Here is a 23,718-nt window from a genome sequence, read left to right on the forward strand (position 1 = left end):
CCAAGGCAATCGACATGACCGATATCCAGAACAAGAACTACATCATTGCCCTCGATCAGGGTACGACCAGCTCGCGGGCGATCATCTTCGATCGTGACGCCAATGTGGTCGGCACCGCCCAGCGCGAATTCGTCCAGCATTACCCGCAGCCCGGCTGGGTCGAACACGACCCGATGGAAATCTTTGCCACCCAGAGCGCGGTCATGGTCGAAGCGCTGGCCCAGGCTGGCCTGCACCATGATCAGGTTGCCGCCATCGGCATCACCAACCAGCGTGAAACCACGGTGGTCTGGGACAAGACCACCGGGCGCCCGATTTACAACGCCATCGTCTGGCAATGCCGGCGCAGCACCGAAATCTGCCAGCAGCTCAAGCGCGACGGCCATGAACAGTACATCAGCGACACTACCGGCCTTGTTACCGACCCGTACTTTTCCGGTACCAAGCTCAAGTGGATCCTGGACAATGTCGAAGGCAGTCGCGAGCGTGCACGCAACGGCGAATTGCTGTTCGGTACCGTCGACAGCTGGTTGATCTGGAAATTTACCGGCGGCAAGGTCCATGTCACCGACTACACCAACGCATCGCGCACCCTGCTGTTCAATATCCACTCGCTGGAATGGGACGCGAAGATGCTGGATATCCTCGACATTCCCCGGGAAATGTTGCCGGAAGTGAAGTCATCGTCTGAAATCTACGGTCGCACCAAGAGTGGCATCGCCATTGGCGGCATTGCCGGAGACCAGCAGGCCGCTCTTTTCGGCCAGATGTGCGTGGAGCCTGGACAGGCGAAAAACACCTATGGCACAGGTTGTTTCCTGTTGATGAACACCGGCGACAAAGCCGTCAAATCCAACCACGGCATGCTGACCACCATCGCCTGCGGTCCACGTGGCGAAGTGGCCTACGCCCTCGAAGGCGCGGTGTTCAACGGCGGTTCCACCGTGCAGTGGTTGCGCGATGAACTGAAGATCATCAACGACGCCCTCGATACCGAATACTTCGCCAACAAGGTCAAGGACAGCAACGGCGTTTACCTCGTGCCGGCCTTTACCGGGCTGGGAGCGCCCTATTGGGACCCCTATGCTCGCGGCGCGCTGTTCGGTCTGACCCGTGGCGTACGGGTCGATCACATCATTCGCGCGACCCTGGAGTCGATCGCCTACCAGACCCGCGACGTGCTCGACGCCATGCAACAGGATGCCGGCGAACGTCTGAAGGCCTTGCGCGTTGACGGCGGCGCGGTGGCGAATAATTTCCTGATGCAATTTCAGGCCGACATCCTGGGCACTGCGGTCGAACGCCCGAAAATGCGCGAAACCACTGCCTTGGGCGCCGCTTACCTGGCCGGCCTGGCCTGCGGTTTCTGGGGCAGCCTGGAAGAGCTGCGCGGTAAAGCGATGATCGAGCGCGAATTCGAACCGCAACTGGACGAGCAGGCGAAGGAAGCCCTCTATGCCGGCTGGAAAAAAGCGGTGAGCCGCACCCGTGACTGGGAGCCTCACGAAGACGCTGAGTAAGTCGCTGAGAGTCCGAAACTGGTCGGGAGTGGATTCCTGCGGCATCATGGGCAAATTTTGTATGGCAGCCCAAAGGACGCCCCATGAATCTGCCTCCCCGTCAGCAGCAAATCCTCGAGCTGGTCCGCGAGCGCGGCTATGTCAGCATCGAGGAAATGGCGCAACTATTTGTCGTCACCCCGCAAACCATCCGCCGCGACATCAACCAATTGGCGGAGGCGAACCTGCTGCGCCGCTACCATGGTGGCGCCGCCTACGACTCGAGCGTCGAAAACACCGCCTACGCCATGCGCGCCGATCAGATGCGCGATGAGAAACAACGCATCGCCGAAGCCATCGCCGCCCAGATTCCCGACCACGCCTCGTTGTTCATCAACATCGGCACCACCACCGAATCCATCGCCCGGGCACTGCTCAACCACAACCATCTCAAAGTCATTACCAACAACCTTCACGTGGCGTCGACTCTGAGCGCGAAGGACGATTTCGAAGTCCTGGTCGCCGGCGGCAATGTACGGCGCGATGGCGGCGTAGTGGGCCAGGCCAGCGTCGACTTCATCAACCAATTCAAGGTGGACTTCGCCCTGGTGGGCATTAGCGGTATCGACGAAGACGGCAGCCTGCTGGATTTCGACTATCAGGAAGTGCGGGTTTCCCAGGCAATCATCGCCAATGCCCGGCAAGTGATCCTGGCGGCAGACTCCAGCAAATTCGGGCGCAACGCCATGGTCCGCCTGGGCCCCATCAGCCTGATCGATTGCCTGGTGACCGACCAGCAACCAGTACCGGCCTTGGCGCAACTGTTGACCCAGCACAAGATTCGGCTGGAAGTGGTCTGACGCCCTCCCGGCACCCTCTGGCGAGGGGATTTATCCCCTCGCCACAAATACCTCCTGCCTGCGTCACGCAATCTTCGTGTTCGAAAATTTTCCTTTCAGTTTCCTTTGATCAGTATTTTCAATCGAAGTCGACTGGTCGCTCCCTCATTTATGAGCTAGTATTTTCGCAAATGAACATAAATGTTCGAATTCAAATATTGCGAAAAGAACCCGAGGCCAGCCGATGCCCACTTCCACCTTGCCTACGCCCCCTCTCGCCGAGATCTACGACATCGCCGTCATCGGCGGTGGCATCAATGGCGTGGGGATAGCCGCGGACGCTGCCGGTCGCGGTCTTTCGGTGTTCCTTTGCGAAAAGGACGACCTGGCCAGCCACACCTCTTCGGCCAGTAGCAAGCTGATCCACGGTGGCCTGCGCTATCTTGAACATTACGAATTCCGCCTGGTACGCGAAGCCTTGGCCGAACGCGAGGTGTTGCTGAGCAAGGCCCCGCACATCGTCAAGCAGATGCGCTTCGTACTGCCCCATCGCCCACACCTGCGTCCGGCCTGGATGATCCGTGCCGGCCTGTTCCTCTACGATCACCTGGGCAAGCGCGAGCAGCTTGCCGGCTCGAAAAGCCTGAAATTCGGCGCTGACAGTGCGCTGAAAAGCGAGATCACCAAAGGCTTCGAATACTCTGACTGCTGGGTCGACGACGCGCGATTGGTGGTGCTCAACGCCATGGCAGCACGTGAAAAAGGCGCCCACATCCACACCCGCACCCGTTGCGTAAATGCCCGCCGCAGCAAAGGCTTGTGGCACCTGCATCTGGAACGCGCCGACGGCAGTCTGTTTTCGATCCGCGCCAAGGCACTGGTGAACGCGGCTGGCCCATGGGTCGCGAAGTTCATCCGCGATGATCTGAAGATGGAATCGCCCTACGGCATCCGCCTGATCCAGGGCAGCCACATCATCGTGCCAAAACTCTATGAAGGCGAACACGCGCATATTCTTCAGAACGAAGACCAGCGCATTGTGTTCACCATCCCTTATCTGAACCAGTTCACCCTGATCGGCACCACCGACCGTGAATACACCGGCGACCCGGCCAAAGTCGCGATCACCGACGGTGAAACCGATTACCTGCTGAAGGTGGTCAACGCTCACTTCAAGAAGCAGATCAGCCGCGACGACATCCTGCACAGCTATTCCGGCGTCCGCCCGTTGTGCAACGACGAATCGGACAATCCGTCGGCGGTCACCCGGGATTACACGTTGGCACTGTCCGCCGGCGGCGAAGAAGCCCCATTGCTGTCGGTATTCGGCGGCAAGCTGACCACCTATCGCAAACTGGCCGAATCGGCCATGGCGCAACTGGCGCCCTATTTCACCCAGATGCGCCCGAGCTGGACGGCTGTAGATCCACTTCCCGGTGGCGAAAACATGACCACCCCGCAGGCGCTGTGCTCGGCGATCCGCGACAAGTTCGACTGGGTACCTACCGATCTCGCTCGCCGCTGGGCCACGACTTATGGGAGCCGCACCTGGCGCATGCTCGAAGGCGTGCATAGCCTGACCGACCTGGGCGAACACATCGGTGGCGGCCTTTATACCCGGGAAGTCGATTACTTGTGCAGCGACGAATGGGCCGTCAGCGCCCAGGACATCTTGTGGCGCCGTAGCAAACTGGGCTTGTTCACCACGCCGGCCGAGCAGGAAAAACTGCAGCAATATCTGGACAAGGTCGAGCACAATCGCCGCAAGATCGAAGCGGCCTGATCCTCAACCTGATCAACTAAAGCCCCTGACCCCATGGTCCAGGGGCTTTTTACTGCCTCCCCCACCACTTCCCCTCCTACGGGAACGAATATTCGGTTTTCCGAACGCGACCCTACAGTCGATTCGGCAAACCGGATAAACAAGTTATACAAAATCCGAAACAAAACATTAATTGTCTTTAAAAACAAAGGTTTAACCATATTGAACTGGCCTGGCACGAGTCATGCTCTACACTCGTGGAGACGTTTGCCCGGGCGCCAACACAACAGGAGCTACCGGGCATTCCAAGTACTCAGGGCCGACGAACCGGCCGGAATAAAAAAAACAATGTCGAGGAAACATCGATGCGTATCGTTCCCCATCTCCTGGGCGCAGCCATTGCTGCCGCTCTGATCAGCACCCCAGCTTTCGCTGCCGAACTGACCGGCACGCTGAAAAAGATCAAAGAGTCCGGCGTCATCACACTCGGGCATCGCGACGCTTCCATTCCGTTTTCCTACATCGCGGACGCTTCCGGTAAACCGGTCGGCTATTCCCACGACATCCAGCTGAAAGTCGTCGAGGCCCTGAAAAAAGACCTGGACATGCCGAACCTGCAGGTCAAGTACAACCTGGTCACCTCGCAAACCCGTATCCCGCTGGTGCAGAACGGCACCGTGGACCTGGAGTGCGGTTCCACCACCAACAACGTGGAACGCCAGCAACAGGTTGATTTCTCCATCGGCATCTTCGAGATCGGCACCCGCCTGCTCTCCAAGAAAGACTCCAAGTACAAGGATTTCGACGATCTGAAAGGCAAGAACGTCGTGACCACCGCCGGCACCACCTCCGAGCGCCTGCTCAAGGCGATGAACGCCGACAAGCAGATGGGCATGAACGTCATTTCCGCCAAGGACCACGGCGAATCCTTCCAGATGCTGGAATCGGGCCGTGCCGTTGCGTTCATGATGGACGACGCCCTGCTGGCCGGCGAAGCCGCCAAGGCCAAGAAAGCCAGCGACTGGGAAGTGACCGGTACCCCACAGTCGTACGAAATCTATGGCTGCATGATGCGCAAAGGCGACGCGCCGTTCAAAAAGGCCGTGGATGACGCCATCGTGGCGACCTACAAGTCGGGCGAGATCAACAAGATCTACGACAAGTGGTTCACCCAGCCAATCCCGCCGAAAAACCTGAACCTGAACTTCCCGATGAGCGACGAGCTCAAGGCATTGATCGCCAATCCGACCGACAAAGCGGCTGACGACAAGAAGTCTTGATTTTCTGACTAACCTTATCTCCTGAAGGGGCCCGGCCCTTTCAGGAGATGGTCACTCCCTGCTGGCAATTTTCAGGAAACACTCGAACCGGTGCTATCGAGCCGAACGCGTGTGCCCGGCCGTCATGGCTGGACGGGAACGGAGCTTCCCCAGGCGGGCATTTGTACATCGAACGATCTGAGGGGAGACCCTGATGAATTACAACTGGGACTGGGGCGTGTTCTTCAAGTCCACCGGCGTGGGCAGCGAGATTTATCTCGACTGGTACGTGGCCGGCCTGGGCTGGACCATTGCCATCGCCGTCGCCGCCTGGATCATCGCCCTGCTGCTGGGCTCGATCCTGGGCGTGATGCGCACCGTGCCGAACCGGCTGGTGTCGGGCATCGCCACCTGCTACGTGGAGCTATTCCGTAACGTGCCACTGCTGGTTCAGCTGTTTATCTGGTATTTCCTGGTACCGGACCTGCTGCCGGAAAACCTGCAGGAGTGGTACAAACAAGACCTGAACCCGACCACCTCGGCCTACCTGAGCGTCGTCGTGTGCCTGGGCCTGTTCACTGCCGCTCGCGTCTGCGAACAAGTGCGCACCGGCATCCAGGCGCTGCCCCGGGGCCAGGAGTCCGCTGCTCGTGCCATGGGCTTCAAGCTGCCGCAGATCTATTGGAATGTTCTGCTGCCCCAAGCCTACCGGATCATCATTCCGCCGCTCACGTCGGAATTCCTCAACGTCTTCAAGAACTCGTCCGTGGCCTCGCTGATCGGCCTGATGGAGCTGCTCGCGCAGACCAAGCAGACCGCCGAGTTCTCCGCCAACCTGTTCGAAGCCTTCACCCTGGCGACCTTGATCTATTTCACCCTGAACATGAGCCTGATGCTGCTCATGCGCATGGTCGAGAAGAAAGTCGCGGTGCCCGGCCTGATCTCCGTGGGGGGTAAATGATGGAATTCGATTTCACGGGCATCGTCCCGGCCATTCCCGGCTTGTGGAACGGCATGGTGATGACCCTCAAACTGATGGCCCTGGGCGTCATCGGTGGGATTGTTCTGGGAACGATCCTGGCCCTCATGCGCCTGTCCCACAACAAACTGATCTCCAACATCGCCGGCATCTACGTCAACTATTTCCGCTCGATCCCACTGCTGTTGGTGATCACCTGGTTCTACCTGGCAGTGCCGTTCGTGCTGCGCTGGATCACCGGCGAAGACACCCCGATCGGTGCGTTCGGTTCCTGCGTCGTGGCGTTCATGATGTTCGAAGCAGCGTACTTCTGCGAAATCGTTCGGGCCGGCGTGCAGTCCATTCCCAAGGGTCAGATGGGCGCCGCCCAGGCACTGGGCATGAATTATGGCCAGACCATGCGCCTGATCATCCTGCCCCAGGCGTTCCGCAAGATGACGCCGCTGTTGCTGCAACAGAGCATCATCCTGTTCCAGGACACCTCGCTGGTCTACACCGTCGGCCTGGTGGATTTCCTCAATGCTTCGCGGGCCAGTGGCGACATCATCGGCCGCTCCAATGAGTTCCTGATCATCGCAGGTCTCGTGTACTTCACAATCAGCTTTGCCGCCTCGCTGCTGGTCAAGCGTCTGCAAAAAAGGTTCGCCATATGATCTCTATCAAGAACATCAACAAGTGGTATGGGGACTTCCAGGTACTGACCAATTGCAGCACCGAGGTCAGCAAAGGTGAGGTCGTGGTGGTATGCGGTCCGTCGGGCTCGGGCAAGTCCACGCTGATCAAGTGCGTGAACGCCCTGGAGCCGTTCCAGAAAGGCGATATCGTGGTGGACGGCACCTCCATTGCCGACCCGAAGACCAACCTGCCGCAACTGCGCTCGCGGGTGGGCATGGTATTCCAGCACTTCGAACTGTTCCCGCACCTGACCATCACCGAAAACCTGACCATCGCGCAGATCAAGGTGTTGGGCCGCAGCAAGGAAGAGGCCACCAAGAAAGGCCTGCAACTGCTGGATCGGGTCGGCCTCGCGGCCCACGCCCACAAGCATCCGGGCCAGCTCTCTGGCGGCCAGCAGCAGCGCGTGGCGATTGCCCGGGCCCTGGCGATGGATCCGGTGGTGATGCTGTTCGACGAACCGACCTCGGCTCTCGACCCGGAAATGGTCAACGAAGTGCTCGATGTGATGGTGCAACTGGCTCACGAAGGCATGACCATGATGTGCGTGACCCACGAGATGGGCTTCGCCCGCAAAGTGGCGAACCGGGTGATCTTCATGGACCAGGGTCAGATCATCGAGGACTGCAAGAAGGAAGAGTTCTTCGGCGACATCAGCGCCCGCTCCGAACGTGCGCAGCATTTCCTTGAGAAAATCCTGCAGCACTAAACAACACCACTCCCCTGTGGGAGCGGGCTTGCTCGCGAATAGGACAGCACATTCACTCTCGATGTGACTGACACACCGCCTTCACGAGCAAGCCCGCTCCCACAAGGGACCGGAGTTGCTCTGTAGATTTGTGTTGTGGTTGACCCAAGGCAACTGTGATGAAATGCGACCCCACCCTCTATCGCGCCGCGCCGCCATCACTTGCCGTGAAACCCCGCCTGATCCGCCACCTGTTCCTGCCACCGCTGATTCTCGCCCTGACGATCGGCCTGGGCTACCTCGGCTTCTGGATCAGCGAGCACTACGGCATCCGTGGCCTTGCCGAAAACGGCGAGCGCCAGTTGGAGCTGCACGCCCGCGCGGTCGAGAGCGAGATCAGCAAGTACACGTACCTGCCCAGCCTGCTGGAGCTGGAGTCCAGCGTCTCGGCCTTGCTCGACGACCCGACGCCCGAACACCGCAAGACCGTCAACGAATACCTCGAAGGCCTCAACCGGCGCAGCCGCAGCCGGGCCATCTATGTGATGGACACCACCGGCCGGGTCATGGCCACCAGCAACTGGCGTGACGTCGACAGTTACCTGGGTGAAGACCTGTCGTTCCGCGCCTATTTCCAGAACGCCGTGCGCGGCCAGCCGGGACGTTTCTATGGCATTGGCAGCACCAACGGCGAACCCGGCTATTACCTGGCCCACGGCCTGGAGCAACAGGGCAAGATTATTGGCGTGGCCGTGGTCAAAGTGCGCCTCGAAGCCATGGAGGAGCGCTGGCAGCGGGCGCGTCTGGAAGCCTTCGTCAGCGACGAAAACGGCGTCATCATCCTGTCCAGCGACCCGGCACGACGGCTCAAGTCCGTGCGGCCGCTCAGCGATGAAACCAAGGAGCGCCTGGCCCGCAGTCTGCAATATTACTGGTTCCCGCTGAACGAGCTGGTGCCCCTGGCCCGGGAGCGACTGGCCGAGGGCATGGAGAAACTGACCTTTCCCGCCAACACCGAAGTGGCGGCCGACAAGCAGGCTATCCGTTACTTGTCGCAAACCCGGCCCTTGAGCGATACGCCATGGAACTTCACCCTGCTCACCCCGCTTGAAGACCTGCGTCGACAAGCCATCAACCAGGGCATTCTGGTGGCCGTGGCGTTCGCCCTGGTGGCGTTCCTGCTGATTGCCTGGAACGAGCGGCGCAAAGTCATCGCCACCCGCCTCGCCGCCCGCGAAGCCCTGCAGGAAGCCAACAACCAGCTCGAACGTCGGATTACCGAACGCACCAGCGACCTGCGGGCCAGCAACGAGCGGCTCAAGGGCCAGATTCGCGAACGACGCCAGGCCGAGGAAACCTTGCGCCGCGCCCAGGACGAACTGGTACAGGCCGGAAAACTGGCAGCCATCGGCCAGATGTCCACCAGCATCGCCCATGAGCTGAATCAGCCGCTGGCGGCTCTGCGTACCCTGTCCGGCAATACCGTGCGCTTTCTGGAACGCGGCCAACTGGACATTGCCAACGCCAACCTCAAGACCATCAATGAACTGATCGACCGCATGGGCCGGATCACCGCCAGCCTGCGGTCCTTTGCCCGACGCGGCGACGATCAGGGCCGGGCCAGTCTCGGCAAGGCTGTCGAGGCTGCTCTGCAGCTGTTGGGGGGGCGCCTTGAAAGCCTGTCTGTCCAAGTGCACAGCCGTTTCGATGACGTGCAGGTGCAAATCGACCAGACGCGCCTGGAACAGATCCTGGTAAACCTGTTCGGCAATGCCCTGGACGCCATGCAAACCCGGACCGAACCACGCTTGTGGCTCGAGGGCGATCCCCTGGAAGGCAAGTATCGCCTGCGGGTACGGGACAACGGTCACGGCATCGATGAGCAGGCGCGCAAGCATTTGTTCGAACCATTCTTCACCACCAAACCCGGCGAACAGGGCCTGGGCCTGGGCCTCACCCTCTCGGCGAGCCTGGCCGCCGCCGCGGGCGGTTACCTGGGCGTGGAGCACCCCGAGGAAGGCGGCACCACGTTCATCCTCAGTTTGCCGTTGGTAAGCCCCTCACCTGCCGAGCCACTATGAACAATGACCTGAGTGTATTGATCGTCGAGGACGATCCCCATGTCTTGCTGGGCTGCCAACAGGCCCTGGCCCTGGAAGACATCCCCTGCATCGGCGTAGGCAGCGCAGAAGAAGCCCTGGAGCGGGTTGGCGATGACTTTGCCGGCATCGTCATCAGCGACATTCGCCTGCCGGGCATCGATGGCCTGGAGCTGCTGACCCGTCTCAAGGCACGGGATCGCAGCCTGCCGGTGGTGTTGATCACCGGCCACGGCGACATCTCCATGGCCGTGGGCGCCATGCAGAAAGGCGCCTACGACTTCATGGAAAAACCCTTTTCCCCCGAGCGACTGGTGGACGTCGCCCGCCGTGCCCTGGAGCAGCGCAGTCTGGCCCGGGAGGTTTCCTCGCTGCGCCGGCAACTGGCCGAACGCGACTCCCTGGAAGGCCGGATCATTGGCCGCTCCCCCGCCATGCAGCACCTGCGGGAGTTGATAGCCAACGTCGCCGACACTTCCGCCAACGTGTTGATCGAAGGCGAAACCGGCACGGGCAAGGAACTGGTCGCCCGCTGCCTGCACGACTTCAGCCGGCGCCATAACAAACAATTCGTTGCGCTGAACTGCGGCGGCTTGCCGGAAAACCTGTTCGAAAGCGAAATTTTCGGCCACGAGGCCAACGCTTTCACTGGCGCCGGCAAGCGCCGCATCGGCAAGATCGAGCATGCCGATGGCGGCACGCTGTTTCTCGACGAAGTGGAAAGCATGCCCCTGCCCTTGCAGATCAAGCTATTGCGGGTGTTGCAGGAACGCACCCTCGAACGCCTGGGTTCGAACCAGAGCGTGGCTGTGGATTGCCGGGTGATCGCGGCCACCAAATCCGACCTGGATGAACTGGGGCGGGCGGGACAGTTTCGCAGCGACTTGTATTACCGCCTCAACGTGGTGACCCTGGAACTGCCGCCCCTGCGCGAGCGCCGCGAAGACATCCTGCAATTGTTCGAGCACTTTCTCCAGCAATCCTCCCTGCGCTTCGACCGCACGGCACCGGCGCTGGACAATCAGACCCTGTCGAACCTGATGAGTCACGACTGGCCGGGCAACGTGCGGGAACTGCGCAACGTCGCCGAACGCTTCGCCCTGGGCCTGCCGGCCTTCAAGAAGCCGGGCGCCAGCAGCGGCGGCCAAGGGCTGACGTTCGCCGAAGCAGTGGAAGCCTTCGAGCGCAACCTGCTCGCCGACGCCCTGCAACGCAGCGGTGGCAACCTGACCCAGGCCAGCCTGGAACTGGGCATGGCCAAGACCACGCTGTTCGACAAAGTCAAAAAATATGGCCTGAGCCATTAACCGAGGGCGATGAACCTGTGGACCTGATTTTCAAGGCGGCGCTCGGGGCGGCCGTGGTGGTAATCCTGGCGATGCTCGCCAAGACCCGGAATTATTACATCGCCGGGCTGGTACCGCTGTTCCCGACCTTTGCCCTCATCGCCCATTACATCGTCGGCAAGGGCCGTTCGGTGGACGACCTGAAGACCACCATCGTCTTTGGCATGTGGTCGATCATTCCGTATTTCGTGTACCTGGCGACGTTGTATGTGATGGTCGAGCGCATGCGGCTGGAGGCGTCGTTGGCGGTGGCGGCAGTGGCGTGGTTGCTGGCGGCGACGGTGCTGGTGAGCGTCTGGGTAAGGGTTCATGGCTGAGTTTTGAGAATCTCTGTGGGAGCGGGCTTGCTCGCGAATGCGGCGTGTCAGTCGACATTCACTTGGCTGACACACCGCTTTCGCGAGCAAGCCCGCTCCCACAGGTCTGGCGGTGATCAAAAAACGGAGCACACCGCAACATCGTTGTGGGCGAGCCTACTCGCGATGGCGTCGGATCAGTAACCCACGGTGAACCGTGCACGCGAAAATTGCGGCGTCTCCACTTCATCGATCAACGCAATGGCGTAGTCGGCGAAACTGATCCAGCTACGCCCTGCGTCGTCGAACAACAGGTGATCCTTGCCGACACGGAAGCGACCGGTGCGCTCGGTTTCGACAAATTCCGCCGACGGCGACAGGAAGGTCCAGTCCAGCTCCGGCTCCTTGCGCAGCACATCCAGGAACAACGCACCCGCCGTGGCTTCGGCGAGGTATTCCTCGGGGAAACCGTCGCTGTCGATCACCCGGCTGTTATCCGGCAGCAACAACGAACCGGCGCCACCCACCACCAGCAAGCGTTTGACCCCGGCGGCCTTCACCGGAGCGATGACCTTGTCGGCCGGCACGGTGGAGAAATGCGCGGCGCTGATCACAACGTCGTGCCCGGTGATCGCCTCGATCAACGCTTCGCTGTCCAACACGTCCAGCGGCTTGCTGACCACCCCGGCCCGCTCACCGATCCTGGCTGTGTTCCGGGCGATGGCCGTCACGCTGTGGCCGCGACGCAGGGCTTCTTCCAACAGCTGGCTGCCGGCACGCCCGGTGGCGCCGATGATTGCGATTTTGCTCATGGTGTTCTCCAGTGGTTAACGATGCTTGAAATGTCAGCGATGTCGATGAACCAAGCTTAGTTACCTGACAAGTTCCAAAAAATGCGATGCTCGAACATAGTTTGTTTCTGAAAGCGGGCAAATCATGGATCGTCTCCAAGCAATGCGGGTGTTCGTCACGGTGGTGGACCTGGGCAGCCAATCGGCGGCGGCCGAGCACCTGGACCTGTCCCGGCCGGTGGTGTCGCGCTACCTGGCGGAGTTGGAAGACTGGGTCGGCGCCCGGTTGATGCACCGCACTACGCGCAAGCTGAGCCTGACGGCCGCCGGCATGGAGATCCTGCCACGTTGTCGACAGATGCTGGAGTTGTCCGGCGACATGCAAGCGGCGGTCAGCACGCGGGACGACGCACCACGGGGCATGCTGCGCATCAGTTCCAGCATTTCGTTCGGCCAGGCTCAACTGACGACCGCCATCGCCGAATACGTCAAGCGTTACCCTGGCGTGACCATCGACCTGCAAATGCTCGATCGCACCGTGAACCTGGTGGACGAACGCATTGACCTGGCGATCCGCATGAGCAACGACCTGGACCCCAACCTGATCGCCCGACGCCTCTCGGTCTGCCGTTCGGTAATCTGCGCGTCGCCCGCCTACTTGCGTGACCATCCAACACCGCAGCAGGTGGAAGACCTGAGCCGCCATAACTGCCTGACCCACTCCTATGTCGGCAAGAACGTCTGGCATTTCGAACAGGATGGCGAGCAGGTTTCGGTGCCGGTGCAGGGCAACATCAGCGCCAACGAGGCCAGTACCCTGTTGCAGGCGACCATTGCCGGCGCGGGCGTGGCGATGCTACCCAGCTATCAGGCCGGCGCCCACATCAGGAGCGGCGAGCTGATCCGGCTGTTGCCCCATGCCGAACCCAGGCGGATGAACATGTACGCGGTGTATGCCTCACGCAAGCACATGCCGACGGCGCTGCGCAGCCTGGTGGATTTCCTTGTGGTGAAGTTTCCCGAAACGCCGGCGTGGGATATCGGGTTGTAAACCCAGGGCTTTTGTGGGGTAAACAGTGATGTTCAAGAACTGCGCCAGGATTTCACCAAAAGCCCGCCCCAAGGCATACTTGCCACCCTTCATATCCCAGAATCCCGAAACCGCCCCATGCGTATCCACGTCAGCTTCATCGACCGCGTTGGTATCACCCAGGAAGTCCTGGCGTTGCTGGGGGGGCGCAATCTCAATCTGGATGCGGTGGAGATGGTGCCACCCAACGTCTACATCGACGCCCCTACCCTGAGCCCGCAAGTGCTGGATGAATTGCGCGAGGCATTGTTCAGCGTGCGCGGCGTGCAAGCGGTCACCGTGGTGGACATTCTGCCGGGCCAGCGTCGGCATCTGCAGCTCGACGCCTTGCTGGCCGCCATGACCGACCCGGTGCTGGCGCTGGACAGTGCCGGCAACGTACTGCTCGCCAACCCGGCGCTGATCGCCCTGTACGGTCGTGAACCGACCGGCGAAAGCGTGGCCGGGCTGTTCGGCGACGACGCGCTGTTAAGCACTCTGCTGGAAAACGGTTTCCGCCTGCCACTGCGGGAAGTCACCCTCAATGGCCAGACGTTGCTGCTGGACGCCACGCCCATCACCGATGCGGGTGCGTTGCTGACGCTCTATCAGCCCAACCGCATCGGCGAACGCCTGTCGGCGCTGCACCACGACCATGCCGAGGGGTTTGACGCGCTGCTGGGCGAATCCCCGGCGATCCGTACCCTCAAGGCCCGGGCCCAGCGGGTGGCGGCACTCGACGCACCGCTGTTGATCCAGGGCGAAACCGGTACCGGCAAGGAGCTGGTGGCTCGTGCTTGCCACGCCATCAGTGCTCGCCACGGCGCTCCGTTCCTGGCCCTGAACTGTGCCGCGCTGCCGGAAAACCTGGCCGAAAGCGAGCTGTTCGGCTATGCCCCCGGCGCCTTCACCGGGGCACAACGGGGCGGCAAGCCGGGACTGATGGAACTGGCGAACCAGGGCACGGTGTTTCTGGATGAGATCGGCGAAATGTCACCTTATCTGCAGGCCAAATTACTGCGGTTCCTGAACGACGGCAGTTTCCGCCGGGTCGGCGGCGACCGGGAAATCAAGGTCAACGTGCGGATCCTCAGCGCCACCCACCGCAACCTGGAGAAAATGGTCAGCGAAGGCTCCTTCCGCGAAGACCTGTTCTACCGCCTGAACGTGCTCAACGTCGAAGTCCCGCCGTTACGTGAGCGCGGCCAGGACATCCTATTGCTGGCACGGTATTTCATGCAGCAGGCCTGTGCGCAGATCCAGCGCCCGGTCTGTCGCCTGGCCCCGGGCACCTACCCCGCGTTGCTGGGTAACCGCTGGCCGGGCAACGTACGGCAATTGCAGAACGTGATCTTCCGCGCCGCGGCCATTTGCGAGAGTAGCCTGGTGGATATTGGCGACCTGGACATCGCCGGCACTTCCGTGGCTCGCCAGAGCGATGTGGAAGTCGAAAGTCTGGAACAGGCCGTGGACGCCTTCGAGAAACAGCTGCTGGAAAGCCTCTACGTTAACTACCCCTCCACCCGCCAGCTCGCCAGCCGCCTGCAAACCTCCCACACCGCGATTGCCCACCGGTTGCGCAAGTATGGGATTCCCAACAAACCGTAAGCCCTGCGCAGTCCCCTGTGGGAGCGAGCTGGGCTAGAGAAACGGTTCAAAAACGACCTCCACCTGTACTGAAAGCGCTACAGCGGAACGATATCGCTACAGACCATTCCAGACAGCGCCGGATAAGGCTTTGATCCCACAACGATTTTATCCAGCCCTCAAGCTGTAGCGATTTCGCTACAGCTGCCTCTCTCCCGCCTGCTGCGCAGCCTCATAAAACATTGATCTACAAGCCTTTATAAACATTGGCCGCGTTCTTGCTATGGGTATTCCATTCGGCCGGGCCAAGCCCCGCGCCTTTCATCGCGTCCACCAGACGAGTCTGGCCCCAGGAGTTTCCATGAGCGAGTTGCGTTTCACTGAAGATCACGAATGGCTGCGTGCCGAAGCCGATGGCAGCGTTACCGTCGGCATTACCGCATTTGCACAGAACGCCTTGGGCGATGTGGTCTATGTTCAGTTACCGGAACTGCAAACCTACGCCAAGGGTGACGAAGCCTCTACCGTGGAATCGGTTAAAGCCGCCAGCGGTGTCTACATGCCACTGGACGGGGAAGTGATCGAAACCAACCCGGCCCTGGAGAGCAATCCCGAGCTGGTCAACGAAGACCCGTTGGGCGAAGGCTGGTTTTTCCGCTTCAAGCCCGCCGACGCCGCCAAAGTTGGCCAATTGCTGGATCAGGACGCCTACGACCGCCTGATCAAAGCCAACGCCGAAGCCTGAGGAGCGCCAAATGACCGTTAATCTGGGCACTGCCAACGAATTCATCGCCCGCCACATCGGCCCTCGTGCCAGCGACGAGCAGGCCATGCTCGAACGCCTGGGCTACGACTCCCTGGAAGCCTTGAGCGCCAGCGTCATTCCGGAAAGCATCAAGGGCACCAGCGTGCTGGACATGGGCGACGGCCAGAGCGAAGCCGATGCACTGGCCTCGATCAAGGCCATCGCCGGCAAGAACCAGCTGTTCAAGACCTACATCGGCCAGGGCTACTACAACTGCCATACCCCTGCTCCGATCCTGCGCAACCTGCTGGAAAACCCGGCCTGGTACACCGCCTATACCCCGTACCAGCCGGAGATCTCCCAGGGCCGTCTCGAAGCATTGCTGAACTTCCAGACCCTGATCAGCGACCTCACCGGCCTGCCGATCGCCAACGCCTCGCTGCTGGACGAAGCCACCGCCGCCGCCGAGGCCATGACCTTCTGTAAGCGCCTGAGCAAGAACAAGGGCAGCAATGCCTTCTTCGCCTCCCGTCACTGCCATCCGCAGACCCTCGACGTGCTGCGCACCCGTGCCGAGCCCCTGGGCATCGACGTGGTGGTGGGCGACGAGCGCGAGCTGAGCGATGTCAGCGCCTTCTTCGGCGCGCTGTTGCAATACCCCGCCAGCAACGGTGACCTGTTCGACTATCGCGAACTGACCGACCGCTTCCACGCCGCCAACGCCCTGGTGGCGGTCGCGGCCGACTTGCTGGCTCTGACCGTGTTGACCGCGCCGGGTGAATTCGGCGCCGACGTGGCCATCGGCAGCGCCCAGCGCTTTGGCGTGCCGCTGGGCTTTGGTGGCCCGCACGCGGCCTATTTCTCCACCAAGGACGCCTTCAAGCGCGATATGCCGGGCCGCCTGGTAGGCGTTTCCGTGGACCGCTTCGGCAAGCCGGCCCTGCGCCTGGCGATGCAGACCCGCGAGCAACACATCCGCCGCGAGAAAGCCACCAGCAACATCTGCACCGCCCAAGTCCTGCTGGCCAACATCGCCAGCATGTACGCCGTGTACCACGGGCCCAAGGGCCTGGTGCAAATCGCCAACCGCATCCATCACCTGACCGCGATCCTCGCCAAGGGCCTGGGCGCATTGGGCTTGAACGTCGAGCAAGACAGTTTCTTCGACACCCTGACCCTGCACACCGGCGCGCAAACCGCCGCCCTCCACGACAAGGCCCGCGCCCAGCGCATCAACCTGCGCGTAGTGGACGCTGAACGCCTGGGCCTGTCCCTGGACGAAACCACCGTCCAGGCCGACGTCGAAACCCTGTGGGCACTGTTGGCCGACGGCAAGCCCCTGCCGGACTTCGCTGCGCTCGCCGCCAACGTGCAGACGCGCATTCCGGCCGCGCTGCAGCGCCAGTCGTCGATCCTCGGCCATCCGGTGTTCAACCGCTACCATTCCGAAACCGAGCTGATGCGCTACCTGCGCAAGCTCGCCGACAAGGACCTGGCCCTGGATCGCACCATGATCCCGCTGGGCTCCTGCACCATGAAGCTCAACGCCGCCAGCGAAATGATCCCGGTGACCTGGGCCGAGTTCGGCGCACTGCACCCGTTCGCGCCCGCCGAGCAGAGCGCCGGCTACCAGCAGTTGACCACTGAGCTTGAGGCCATGCTCTGCGCCGCCACCGGCTACGACGCGGTGTCGCTGCAACCCAACGCCGGTTCCCAGGGCGAATACGCCGGCCTGCTGGCGATCCGTGCCTACCATCAGAGCCGTGGCGAAGACCGTCGCGACATCTGCCTGATCCCCTCCTCGGCCCATGGCACCAACCCGGCCACCGCCAACATGGCCGGTATGCGCGTGGTGGTCACCGCCTGCGATGCCCGTGGCAACGTCGACATCGAAGACCTGCGGGCCAAGGCCATCGAGCACCGCGAACACCTCGCCGCGCTGATGATCACCTACCCGTCCACCCACGGTGTGTTCGAGGAAGGCATCCGCGAAATCTGCGGCATCATTCATGACAACGGCGGCCAGGTGTACATCGACGGCGCCAACATGAACGCCATGGTCGGCCTCTGCGCCCCGGGCAAGTTCGGCGGCGACGTGTCGCACCTGAACCTGCACAAGACCTTCTGCATTCCCCACGGCGGTGGCGGCCCGGGCGTCGGCCCGATTGGCGTCAAGTCGCACCTGGCGCCTTTCCTGCCGGGCCACGCCAACATGGAACGCAAGGAAGGCGCGGTGTGCGCGGCGCCGTTCGGCAGCGCGAGCATCCTGCCGATCACCTGGATGTACATCCGCATGATGGGCGGCGCGGGCCTCAAGCGTGCCTCCCAGCTGGCGATCCTCAATGCCAACTACATCGCCCGTCGCCTGGAAGAGCACTACCCGGTGCTCTACACCGGCAGCAACGGCCTGGTGGCCCACGAATGCATCCTCGACCTGCGCCCACTCAAGGACAGCAGCGGCATCAGCGTCGATGACGTGGCCAAGCGCCTGATCGACTTCGGTTTCCACGCCCCGACCATGTCGTTCCCGGTGGCCGGCACGCTGATGATCGAACCGACCGAAAGCGAGTCCAAGGAAGAACTGGATCGCTTCTGCGACGCGATGATCTGCATCCGTGAAGAAATCCGCGCGGTGGAAAACGGCAGCCTGGACAAGGACGACAACCCGTTGAAAAACGCCCCGCACACCGCGGCGGAACTCGTCGGCGACTGGACCCACTCCTACAGCCGCGAACAGGCTGTATACCCGGTGGCGTCGTTGATCGAAGGCAAGTACTGGCCGCCAGTGGGCCGGGTCGACAACGTGTTCGGTGATCGCAACCTGGTCTGCGCCTGCCCGTCGATCGAAAGCTACGCTTGACCTGTAGGAGGGGTGGGATTGCCCACCCCTCGCCCAACAACACCGCATATCCCTTGTGGGAGCGGGCTTGCTCGCGAAGGCGGTGTATCAGCCAATTGATATCGACTGACACACCGCCTTCGCGAGCAAGCCCGCTCCTACAGGGGCCCTGTACAGCTCTCGATCATAAAAAGAAACCGGAGAAACACCATGTCGTTAAGCGTGTTCGACCTGTTCAAGATCGGTATTGGCCCTTCCAGCTCCCATACCGTCGGCCCGATGCGTGCCGCCGCCCGTTTCGTCGAAGGGCTGCGTCGTGATGAATTGCTCGAAACCATCACCAGCGTCAAGGTGGAGTTATATGGCTCCCTCGGCGCCACCGGCAAGGGCCACGGCAGTGACAAGGCCGTGCTGCTGGGCCTGGAAGGTGAACACCCGGACACCGTCGACACCGAGACCGTGACCGCCCGCCTGCAGGACATTCGCAGCAATGGTCGCCTGAACCTGCTGGGCCGACACCCTATTGAATTCAATGAAAAACTGCACTTGGCGATGATTCGCAAGCCTCTGGCTTATCATCCCAATGGCATGATCTTCCGCGCTTTCGACGCCGCCGGCCTGCAAGTGCGCAGCCGCGAGTATTACTCGGTAGGCGGCGGTTTCGTCGTCGATGAAGACGCCGCTGGCGCCGACCGCATCGTCGAAGACGCCACGCCCCTGACCTTCCCGTTCAAAAGCGCCAAGGACCTGCTGGGTCATTGCAGCACCTATGGCTTGTCTATCAGTCAGGTCATGCTGACCAATGAAAGTGCCTGGCGCCCCGAGGCCGAAACCCGCGCCGGCCTGCTGAAGATCTGGCAGGTCATGCAGGATTGCGTAGCGGCCGGGTGCCGCAACGAAGGCATTTTGCCGGGCGGGCTGAAAGTCAAGCGACGGGCGGCGGCGCTGCATCGCCAGTTGTGCAAGAACCCGGAAGCCTCGTTGCGCGATCCGCTGTCGGTGCTGGACTGGGTCAACCTGTATGCCTTGGCCGTCAACGAAGAAAACGCCTACGGCGGGCGCGTCGTCACCGCCCCGACCAACGGCGCGGCGGGGATCATCCCGGCTGTGCTGCATTACTACATGCGCTTCATCCCCGGGGCCAACGAGGATGGCGTGGTGCGGTTCCTGCTGACCGCCGCCGCCATCGGCATCCTGTACAAGGAAAACGCCTCGATCTCCGGCGCCGAAGTCGGCTGCCAGGGTGAAGTCGGCGTGGCCTGCTCGATGGCGGCCGGTGCCCTGTGCGAAGTGCTGGGCGGTACGGTGCAGCAAGTGGAGAACGCCGCGGAAATCGGCATGGAACACAATCTCGGCCTGACCTGCGACCCCATCGGCGGCCTGGTCCAGGTGCCCTGCATCGAGCGCAACGCCATGGGCTCGGTGAAAGCCATCAACGCGGTACGCATGGCCATGCGCGGTGACGGGCATCACTTCGTCTCCCTCGACAAAGTCATCCGCACCATGCGCCAGACCGGCGCCGACATGAAAAGCAAATACAAGGAGACCGCCCGCGGCGGTCTGGCCGTCAACATCATCGAATGCTGATGCGCCTCTCTTCATTTTCCCAGGAGTCGATATGTCCACCGAACAACTGTTGAAAACCCCGCTGCACGCGCTGCACCTCGAACTCGGTGCCCGCATGGTGCCGTTCGCCGGCTACGACATGCCCGTGCAATACCCACTGGGTGTGATGAAGGAACACCAGCACACCCGTGACCAGGCCGGGCTGTTCGACGTGTCCCACATGGGCCAGATCCGTCTCACTGGCGCAGGCGCTGCGCAAGCCCTGGAAACCCTGGTGCCGGTGGACATCATCGATCTGCCGGTGGGCATGCAGCGTTACGCCATGTTTACCAACGAGAATGGCGGCATCCTCGACGACCTGATGGTTGCCAACCTGGGTAACGATGAGTTGTTCCTGGTGGTCAACGCGGCGTGCAAGGAGCAGGACCTGGCCCACTTGCGTGCCCACATCGGTGACCAGTGCAGCATCGAGCCATTGTTCGAAGCCCGTGCCCTGCTCGCCCTGCAAGGACCTGCGGCCGTCACGGTACTGGCGCGCCTGGCGCCGGCAGTGACGAAGATGACCTTCATGCAATTCCAGCGCGTCACGTTGCTGGGCGTGGACTGCTTTGTCAGCCGTTCGGGCTACACCGGCGAAGACGGTTTTGAAATCTCCGTGCCTGCCACCGAATCGGAGAAACTCGCTCGCGCCCTGCTGGCCGAGCCGGAAGTGGCCGCCATCGGCCTCGGCGCTCGTGACTCCCTGCGCCTGGAAGCCGGCCTGTGCCTCTACGGCCACGACATGAACACCGAGACGACACCGGTCGAAGCCAGCCTGCTCTGGGCTGTTTCCAAGATCCGGCGTGCCGATGGTGCTCGCGCCGGAGGCTTTCCGGGCGCGCAAACCGTGTTCGCCCAGCAACAGAACGGCGTGAGCCGCAAACGCGTCGGCCTGCTGCCCCAAGAACGCACACCTGTGCGCGAAGGGGCCGAGATCGTCAACGAAGCGGGCGAAAATATCGGAACGGTATGCAGTGGCGGCTTCGGCCCGACTCTGGGCGGCCCGTTGGCAATGGGGTACCTGGACAGCGCTCATACCGCACTGGACACGCCGGTCTGGGCCATGGTCCGGGGGAAAAAGGTGCCTATGCTTGTAAGCAAAATGCCATTTGTGCCACAGCGCTACTATCGCGGCTGATTGACTGTTTCTATAAGTAACGCGGTTGCGTTGTGCATGCACTAATGTGTAACGCAACCGCCATAAAAAGGTGCATTTATTCCTGAATGAACGGGATTTATAACGCCATAAACAATTGAACCAGCCTATCGATTAAGCCCAGGCCAGCGAAACGATTAAATGGCGGCAAGCTCAGGAAATACGGGGCTCTCAGAGGGGGTTGTTTTTTCATTGGTAGTTGGCGTAGAGTTTGGTCACTGTGTTTGCATGGGTCGCTTGGAATCGTGACCTGGGCAGTAGCTTATGAAGTTCGCTACATCCCGTTCGACGTCTCTTACTTTCCTGCAACCCAGCCCCAGTACTCTTTCATGTGAAAGAGGCTGTCATCAATTTTAGCGTCAAAGGAAATAAGAAAATGGCTGAGCGTCAGAACGGTACCGTCAAGTGGTTCAACGACGAAAAAGGTTTTGGTTTTATCACTCCTGAAAGCGGTCCGGATCTGTTCGTACATTTCCGCGCCATTAAGGGCAACGGCTTCAAGAGCCTGAAAGAAGGCCAGAAAGTCAGTTTCGTTGCAGTGCAGGGCCAGAAAGGCATGCAGGCCGACGAAGTAGAAGCTGAAGGCTGAGTCTTCCGCGAACCAAAAAGCCCCTGATTGATATCAGGGGCTTTTTTATGGGCGTAAATCCGTAGAATGGCTTCTTTTTTGTCGAGACCATCATGGCGAAACACCTGCTCACCCCTCAGGGCGACTTCCCCCCCGTCGGCCTCGGCCGTCGCCTGGCCGCGATGTTCTACGACTTCCTGCTGTGCACTGCACTGCTGATTGTCACCAGCGGCATCTACAAGATGATCCAGATGAGCATCATCGGCGAAGAAAAAATGCGCGCCCTCACCGAAGCCGGTGCGCTGGATGGCGACCCGTTGCTATCCACCGTGCTGCTGTTCGTGCTGTTTGGCTTCTTTGCGAAATTCTGGACCCATAACGGCCAGACCCTGGGCATGCAGGTGTGGGGCGTTCGCGTACAGAACGCCGACGGCACCGCCATCAGCCTGTGGCAGGCCTTGTTGAGGTTCGTGGTGTCGATCGCTTCATGGCTGGTGGTGGGGCTGGGCTTTATCTGGTCGTTGTTCGACAAGCGCAAGCGCAGCTGGCATGACATCTACTCGCAAACGCAGTTGGTGCGGATCCCTAAAGGGAAGAAATAAGCTTCAAGCTAAAGCAGGATCCGCTTGTAGCTTGTAGCTTGAAGCTTGAGGCTACCGTCAGGCATTCCCCGCCAGCTTCATCCGCGCCGCCTGGGTGAAGTCCAGCATGCGCTTGAGCGGGCGAATGGCCTGGGGAATCAACGCCGGATCGACGAAGATCTCGTTGGCGCCTTCCTGCAGGCTCTTGAGGGTACGTTCCAGGGTATTCATTGCCATCCAGGGACAATGGGCGCAACTGCGGCAGGCCGCGCCATTGCCCGCGGTAGGGGCCTCGATGAAGACCTTGTCCGGGCACAACTGCTGCATCTTGTAGAAGATGCCGCGATCAGTGGCAACGATCAGCGTCTTGTTCGGCAGGCTCTGGGCAGCGGCGATCAATTGGCTGGTGGACCCCACGGCATCCGCCAGCTCGATGACCGAGGACGGCGACTCCGGGTGTACCAGGATCGCGGCGTCCGGATACAACGCCTTCATGTCCTCCAACTGTTTGGACTTGAACTCTTCATGGACGATGCAGGCACCATCCCAGAGCAGCATATCGGCGCCGGTCTTGCGCTGGATGTAGGTTCCCAGGTGCTTGTCCGGTCCCCAGAGGATCGTCTCGCCGTTGTCCATCAGGCTCTCGACGATTTCCAGCGCGCAGCTGGACGTCACGACCCAGTCGGCCCGGGCCTTGACCGCCGCCGACGTGTTGGCATACACCACCACGGTACGCTCCGGGTGCTGGTCGCAGAACGCCGAGAATTCGTCTACCGGGCAACCGAGATCCAGGGAGCAGGTGGCTTCCAGGGTCGGCATCAGTACGCGTTTTTCCGGGTTGAGAATCTTGGCGGTCTCGCCCATGAACCGGACCCCGGCCACCACCACGGTCTTGGCCGGATGGGCGTTGCCGAAGCGGGCCATTTCCAGGGAGTCGGAGACGCAGCCCCCGGTTTCCTCGGCCAGGGCCTGGATGATCGGGTCGCAGTAGAAGTGCGCGACCAGCACCGCGTCCTGAGCCTTGAGCTCGGCGGCGATGGCGGCGCGGTACCAGGCCTCTTGCTCGGCACTCAGCGGCTTGGGCTGCTTGGCGTCGAGGTGAGCCTGGACCAGAAGGCGTTCGGAAATTTGCGTCATGTTCGCAAGACCTGCAGGCGCGTTTGCGCGAAAGTCGAGTATACACCCGGCTCCGTACCACTCGGGTACCGCCGGGAAAGTGGATTCAATCAGGCACGGGACAGCATGAAGCCGGCAAGGCTACAGAATATCCCGTCGATGCAAAAGATCATTCTGATCGGCGTCCGGCCGGTGCGCTTCGACGCCCTCCAAACCTCT

Annotated in this window: 20 protein-coding genes; 18 read left to right on the plus strand and 2 right to left on the minus strand. The window is 61.2% G+C overall.

Features of this window, described 5'->3' with window-relative positions; translation table 11 throughout:
• Positions 1-14 precede the first annotated feature (14 nt).
• The 10 genes from glpK (at position 15) to LCU97_RS10750 (ending at position 11,463) form a co-directional block, all read left to right on the plus strand.
• Complete coding sequence (gene glpK / locus LCU97_RS10705; protein ID WP_053147062.1) at positions 15-1,520, plus strand: glycerol kinase GlpK; 1,506 nt, start codon at positions 15-17, stop codon at positions 1,518-1,520.
• A gap of 83 nt (positions 1,521-1,603) precedes the next feature.
• Positions 1,604-2,359: a DeoR/GlpR family transcriptional regulator gene (locus LCU97_RS10710; RefSeq protein WP_053147060.1), complete on the plus strand. Its 756-nt coding sequence runs from the start codon at positions 1,604-1,606 to the stop codon at positions 2,357-2,359.
• 223 nt (positions 2,360-2,582) lie between these two features.
• Positions 2,583-4,121 (plus strand): glycerol-3-phosphate dehydrogenase, encoded by a 1,539-nt coding sequence (gene glpD / locus LCU97_RS10715; RefSeq protein WP_232776346.1) that lies wholly within the window; start codon positions 2,583-2,585, stop codon positions 4,119-4,121.
• Positions 4,122-4,465: 344 nt separating this feature from the next.
• Positions 4,466-5,380, plus strand: coding sequence for a glutamate/aspartate ABC transporter substrate-binding protein (locus LCU97_RS10720; RefSeq protein ID WP_232776347.1), 915 nt, complete (start codon positions 4,466-4,468; stop codon positions 5,378-5,380).
• Between the two features lie 193 nt (positions 5,381-5,573).
• Positions 5,574-6,320: an amino acid ABC transporter permease gene (locus tag LCU97_RS10725; RefSeq protein WP_053147054.1), complete on the plus strand. Its 747-nt coding sequence runs from the start codon at positions 5,574-5,576 to the stop codon at positions 6,318-6,320.
• The gene (locus LCU97_RS10730; protein WP_053147050.1) at positions 6,320-6,991 is read left to right on the plus strand and encodes an amino acid ABC transporter permease; all 672 of its coding nucleotides are present in this window, start codon (positions 6,320-6,322) and stop codon (positions 6,989-6,991) included. The genes LCU97_RS10725 and LCU97_RS10730 overlap by 1 nt, the downstream gene beginning before the upstream one ends.
• A complete protein-coding gene (locus tag LCU97_RS10735) occupies positions 6,988-7,722 on the plus strand; it encodes an amino acid ABC transporter ATP-binding protein (RefSeq protein ID WP_053147048.1) in 735 nt (244 codons plus the stop codon). The genes LCU97_RS10730 and LCU97_RS10735 overlap by 4 nt, the downstream gene beginning before the upstream one ends.
• A gap of 158 nt (positions 7,723-7,880) precedes the next feature.
• Complete coding sequence (gene aauS / locus LCU97_RS10740; RefSeq protein WP_053147046.1) at positions 7,881-9,782, plus strand: two-component sensor histidine kinase AauS; 1,902 nt, start codon at positions 7,881-7,883, stop codon at positions 9,780-9,782.
• Positions 9,779-11,107, plus strand: a complete 1,329-nt coding sequence (gene aauR, locus LCU97_RS10745) for a two-component response regulator AauR (protein ID WP_053147044.1) — start codon at positions 9,779-9,781, stop codon at positions 11,105-11,107. The genes aauS and aauR overlap by 4 nt, the downstream gene beginning before the upstream one ends.
• A 26-nt stretch (positions 11,108-11,133) precedes the next feature.
• On the plus strand, positions 11,134-11,463 hold the full coding sequence (locus LCU97_RS10750) for a GlpM family protein (RefSeq protein ID WP_232776550.1): 330 nt from the start codon (positions 11,134-11,136) through the stop codon (positions 11,461-11,463).
• Between the two features lie 176 nt (positions 11,464-11,639).
• Here LCU97_RS10750 and LCU97_RS10755 read toward each other — a convergent pair whose 3' ends face one another.
• Positions 11,640-12,254, minus strand: a complete 615-nt coding sequence (locus LCU97_RS10755) for an NAD(P)-dependent oxidoreductase (RefSeq protein ID WP_232776349.1) — start codon at positions 12,252-12,254, stop codon at positions 11,640-11,642.
• Positions 12,255-12,378: 124 nt separating this feature from the next.
• On the opposite strand from LCU97_RS10755, the gene LCU97_RS10760 reads away from it, so the two are divergent.
• The 8 genes from LCU97_RS10760 to LCU97_RS10795 all read left to right on the plus strand — a co-directional run bounded on the left by LCU97_RS10760 (position 12,379) and on the right by LCU97_RS10795 (position 22,404).
• The gene (locus LCU97_RS10760) at positions 12,379-13,284 is read left to right on the plus strand and encodes a LysR family transcriptional regulator (RefSeq protein ID WP_232776351.1); all 906 of its coding nucleotides are present in this window, start codon (positions 12,379-12,381) and stop codon (positions 13,282-13,284) included.
• A 117-nt stretch (positions 13,285-13,401) separates the two neighbouring features.
• Entirely contained in the window at positions 13,402-14,910 is a 1,509-nt protein-coding gene (locus LCU97_RS10765) for a sigma-54-dependent transcriptional regulator (protein ID WP_053147036.1), read from the plus strand.
• Between the two features lie 340 nt (positions 14,911-15,250).
• Positions 15,251-15,634, plus strand: a complete 384-nt coding sequence (gene gcvH, locus LCU97_RS10770; RefSeq protein WP_053147034.1) for a glycine cleavage system protein GcvH — start codon at positions 15,251-15,253, stop codon at positions 15,632-15,634.
• A gap of 10 nt (positions 15,635-15,644) precedes the next feature.
• On the plus strand, positions 15,645-18,494 hold the full coding sequence (gene gcvP, locus LCU97_RS10775) for an aminomethyl-transferring glycine dehydrogenase (RefSeq protein WP_232776353.1): 2,850 nt from the start codon (positions 15,645-15,647) through the stop codon (positions 18,492-18,494).
• 189 nt (positions 18,495-18,683) lie between these two features.
• Positions 18,684-20,060 (plus strand): L-serine ammonia-lyase, encoded by a 1,377-nt coding sequence (locus LCU97_RS10780; RefSeq protein WP_053147031.1) that lies wholly within the window; start codon positions 18,684-18,686, stop codon positions 20,058-20,060.
• Positions 20,061-20,091: 31 nt separating this feature from the next.
• Complete coding sequence (gene gcvT / locus LCU97_RS10785) at positions 20,092-21,216, plus strand: glycine cleavage system aminomethyltransferase GcvT (protein WP_232776354.1); 1,125 nt, start codon at positions 20,092-20,094, stop codon at positions 21,214-21,216.
• A gap of 394 nt (positions 21,217-21,610) precedes the next feature.
• Entirely contained in the window at positions 21,611-21,823 is a 213-nt protein-coding gene (locus LCU97_RS10790) for a cold-shock protein (RefSeq protein ID WP_053147026.1), read from the plus strand.
• Positions 21,824-21,915: 92 nt separating this feature from the next.
• Positions 21,916-22,404 (plus strand): RDD family protein, encoded by a 489-nt coding sequence (locus LCU97_RS10795; protein WP_053147024.1) that lies wholly within the window; start codon positions 21,916-21,918, stop codon positions 22,402-22,404.
• Positions 22,405-22,461: 57 nt separating this feature from the next.
• Here the strand turns inward: LCU97_RS10795 and nadA are convergent, their stop codons facing one another.
• On the minus strand, positions 22,462-23,520 hold the full coding sequence (gene nadA, locus LCU97_RS10800) for a quinolinate synthase NadA (protein ID WP_053147022.1): 1,059 nt from the start codon (positions 23,518-23,520) through the stop codon (positions 22,462-22,464).
• Between the last annotated feature and the right edge of the window lie 198 nt (positions 23,521-23,718).

The organism is Pseudomonas uvaldensis (assembly GCF_021271205.1).
Lineage (GTDB): Bacteria > Pseudomonadota > Gammaproteobacteria > Pseudomonadales > Pseudomonadaceae > Aquipseudomonas > Aquipseudomonas uvaldensis.

Excerpts from the sequence above, each read along its gene's own strand:
- glpK (WP_053147062.1), top strand. The coding sequence starts at position 15 with ATGACCGATATCCAGAACAAGAACTACATCATTGCCCTCGATCAGGGT.
- LCU97_RS10710 (WP_053147060.1), top strand. The coding sequence starts at position 1,604 with ATGAATCTGCCTCCCCGTCAGCAGCAAATCCTCGAGCTGGTCCGCGAG.
- glpD (WP_232776346.1), top strand. The coding sequence starts at position 2,583 with ATGCCCACTTCCACCTTGCCTACGCCCCCTCTCGCCGAGATCTACGAC.
- LCU97_RS10720 (WP_232776347.1), top strand. The coding sequence starts at position 4,466 with ATGCGTATCGTTCCCCATCTCCTGGGCGCAGCCATTGCTGCCGCTCTG.
- LCU97_RS10725 (WP_053147054.1), top strand. The coding sequence starts at position 5,574 with ATGAATTACAACTGGGACTGGGGCGTGTTCTTCAAGTCCACCGGCGTG.
- LCU97_RS10730 (WP_053147050.1), top strand. The coding sequence starts at position 6,320 with ATGGAATTCGATTTCACGGGCATCGTCCCGGCCATTCCCGGCTTGTGG.
- LCU97_RS10735 (WP_053147048.1), top strand. The coding sequence starts at position 6,988 with ATGATCTCTATCAAGAACATCAACAAGTGGTATGGGGACTTCCAGGTA.
- aauS (WP_053147046.1), top strand. The coding sequence starts at position 7,881 with ATGAAATGCGACCCCACCCTCTATCGCGCCGCGCCGCCATCACTTGCC.
- aauR (WP_053147044.1), top strand. The coding sequence starts at position 9,779 with ATGAACAATGACCTGAGTGTATTGATCGTCGAGGACGATCCCCATGTC.
- LCU97_RS10755 (WP_232776349.1), bottom strand. The coding sequence starts at position 12,254 with ATGAGCAAAATCGCAATCATCGGCGCCACCGGGCGTGCCGGCAGCCAG.
- LCU97_RS10760 (WP_232776351.1), top strand. The coding sequence starts at position 12,379 with ATGGATCGTCTCCAAGCAATGCGGGTGTTCGTCACGGTGGTGGACCTG.
- LCU97_RS10765 (WP_053147036.1), top strand. The coding sequence starts at position 13,402 with ATGCGTATCCACGTCAGCTTCATCGACCGCGTTGGTATCACCCAGGAA.
- gcvH (WP_053147034.1), top strand. The coding sequence starts at position 15,251 with ATGAGCGAGTTGCGTTTCACTGAAGATCACGAATGGCTGCGTGCCGAA.
- gcvP (WP_232776353.1), top strand. The coding sequence starts at position 15,645 with ATGACCGTTAATCTGGGCACTGCCAACGAATTCATCGCCCGCCACATC.
- LCU97_RS10780 (WP_053147031.1), top strand. The coding sequence starts at position 18,684 with ATGTCGTTAAGCGTGTTCGACCTGTTCAAGATCGGTATTGGCCCTTCC.
- gcvT (WP_232776354.1), top strand. The coding sequence starts at position 20,092 with ATGTCCACCGAACAACTGTTGAAAACCCCGCTGCACGCGCTGCACCTC.
- LCU97_RS10790 (WP_053147026.1), top strand. The coding sequence starts at position 21,611 with ATGGCTGAGCGTCAGAACGGTACCGTCAAGTGGTTCAACGACGAAAAA.
- LCU97_RS10795 (WP_053147024.1), top strand. The coding sequence starts at position 21,916 with ATGGCGAAACACCTGCTCACCCCTCAGGGCGACTTCCCCCCCGTCGGC.
- nadA (WP_053147022.1), bottom strand. The coding sequence starts at position 23,520 with ATGACGCAAATTTCCGAACGCCTTCTGGTCCAGGCTCACCTCGACGCC.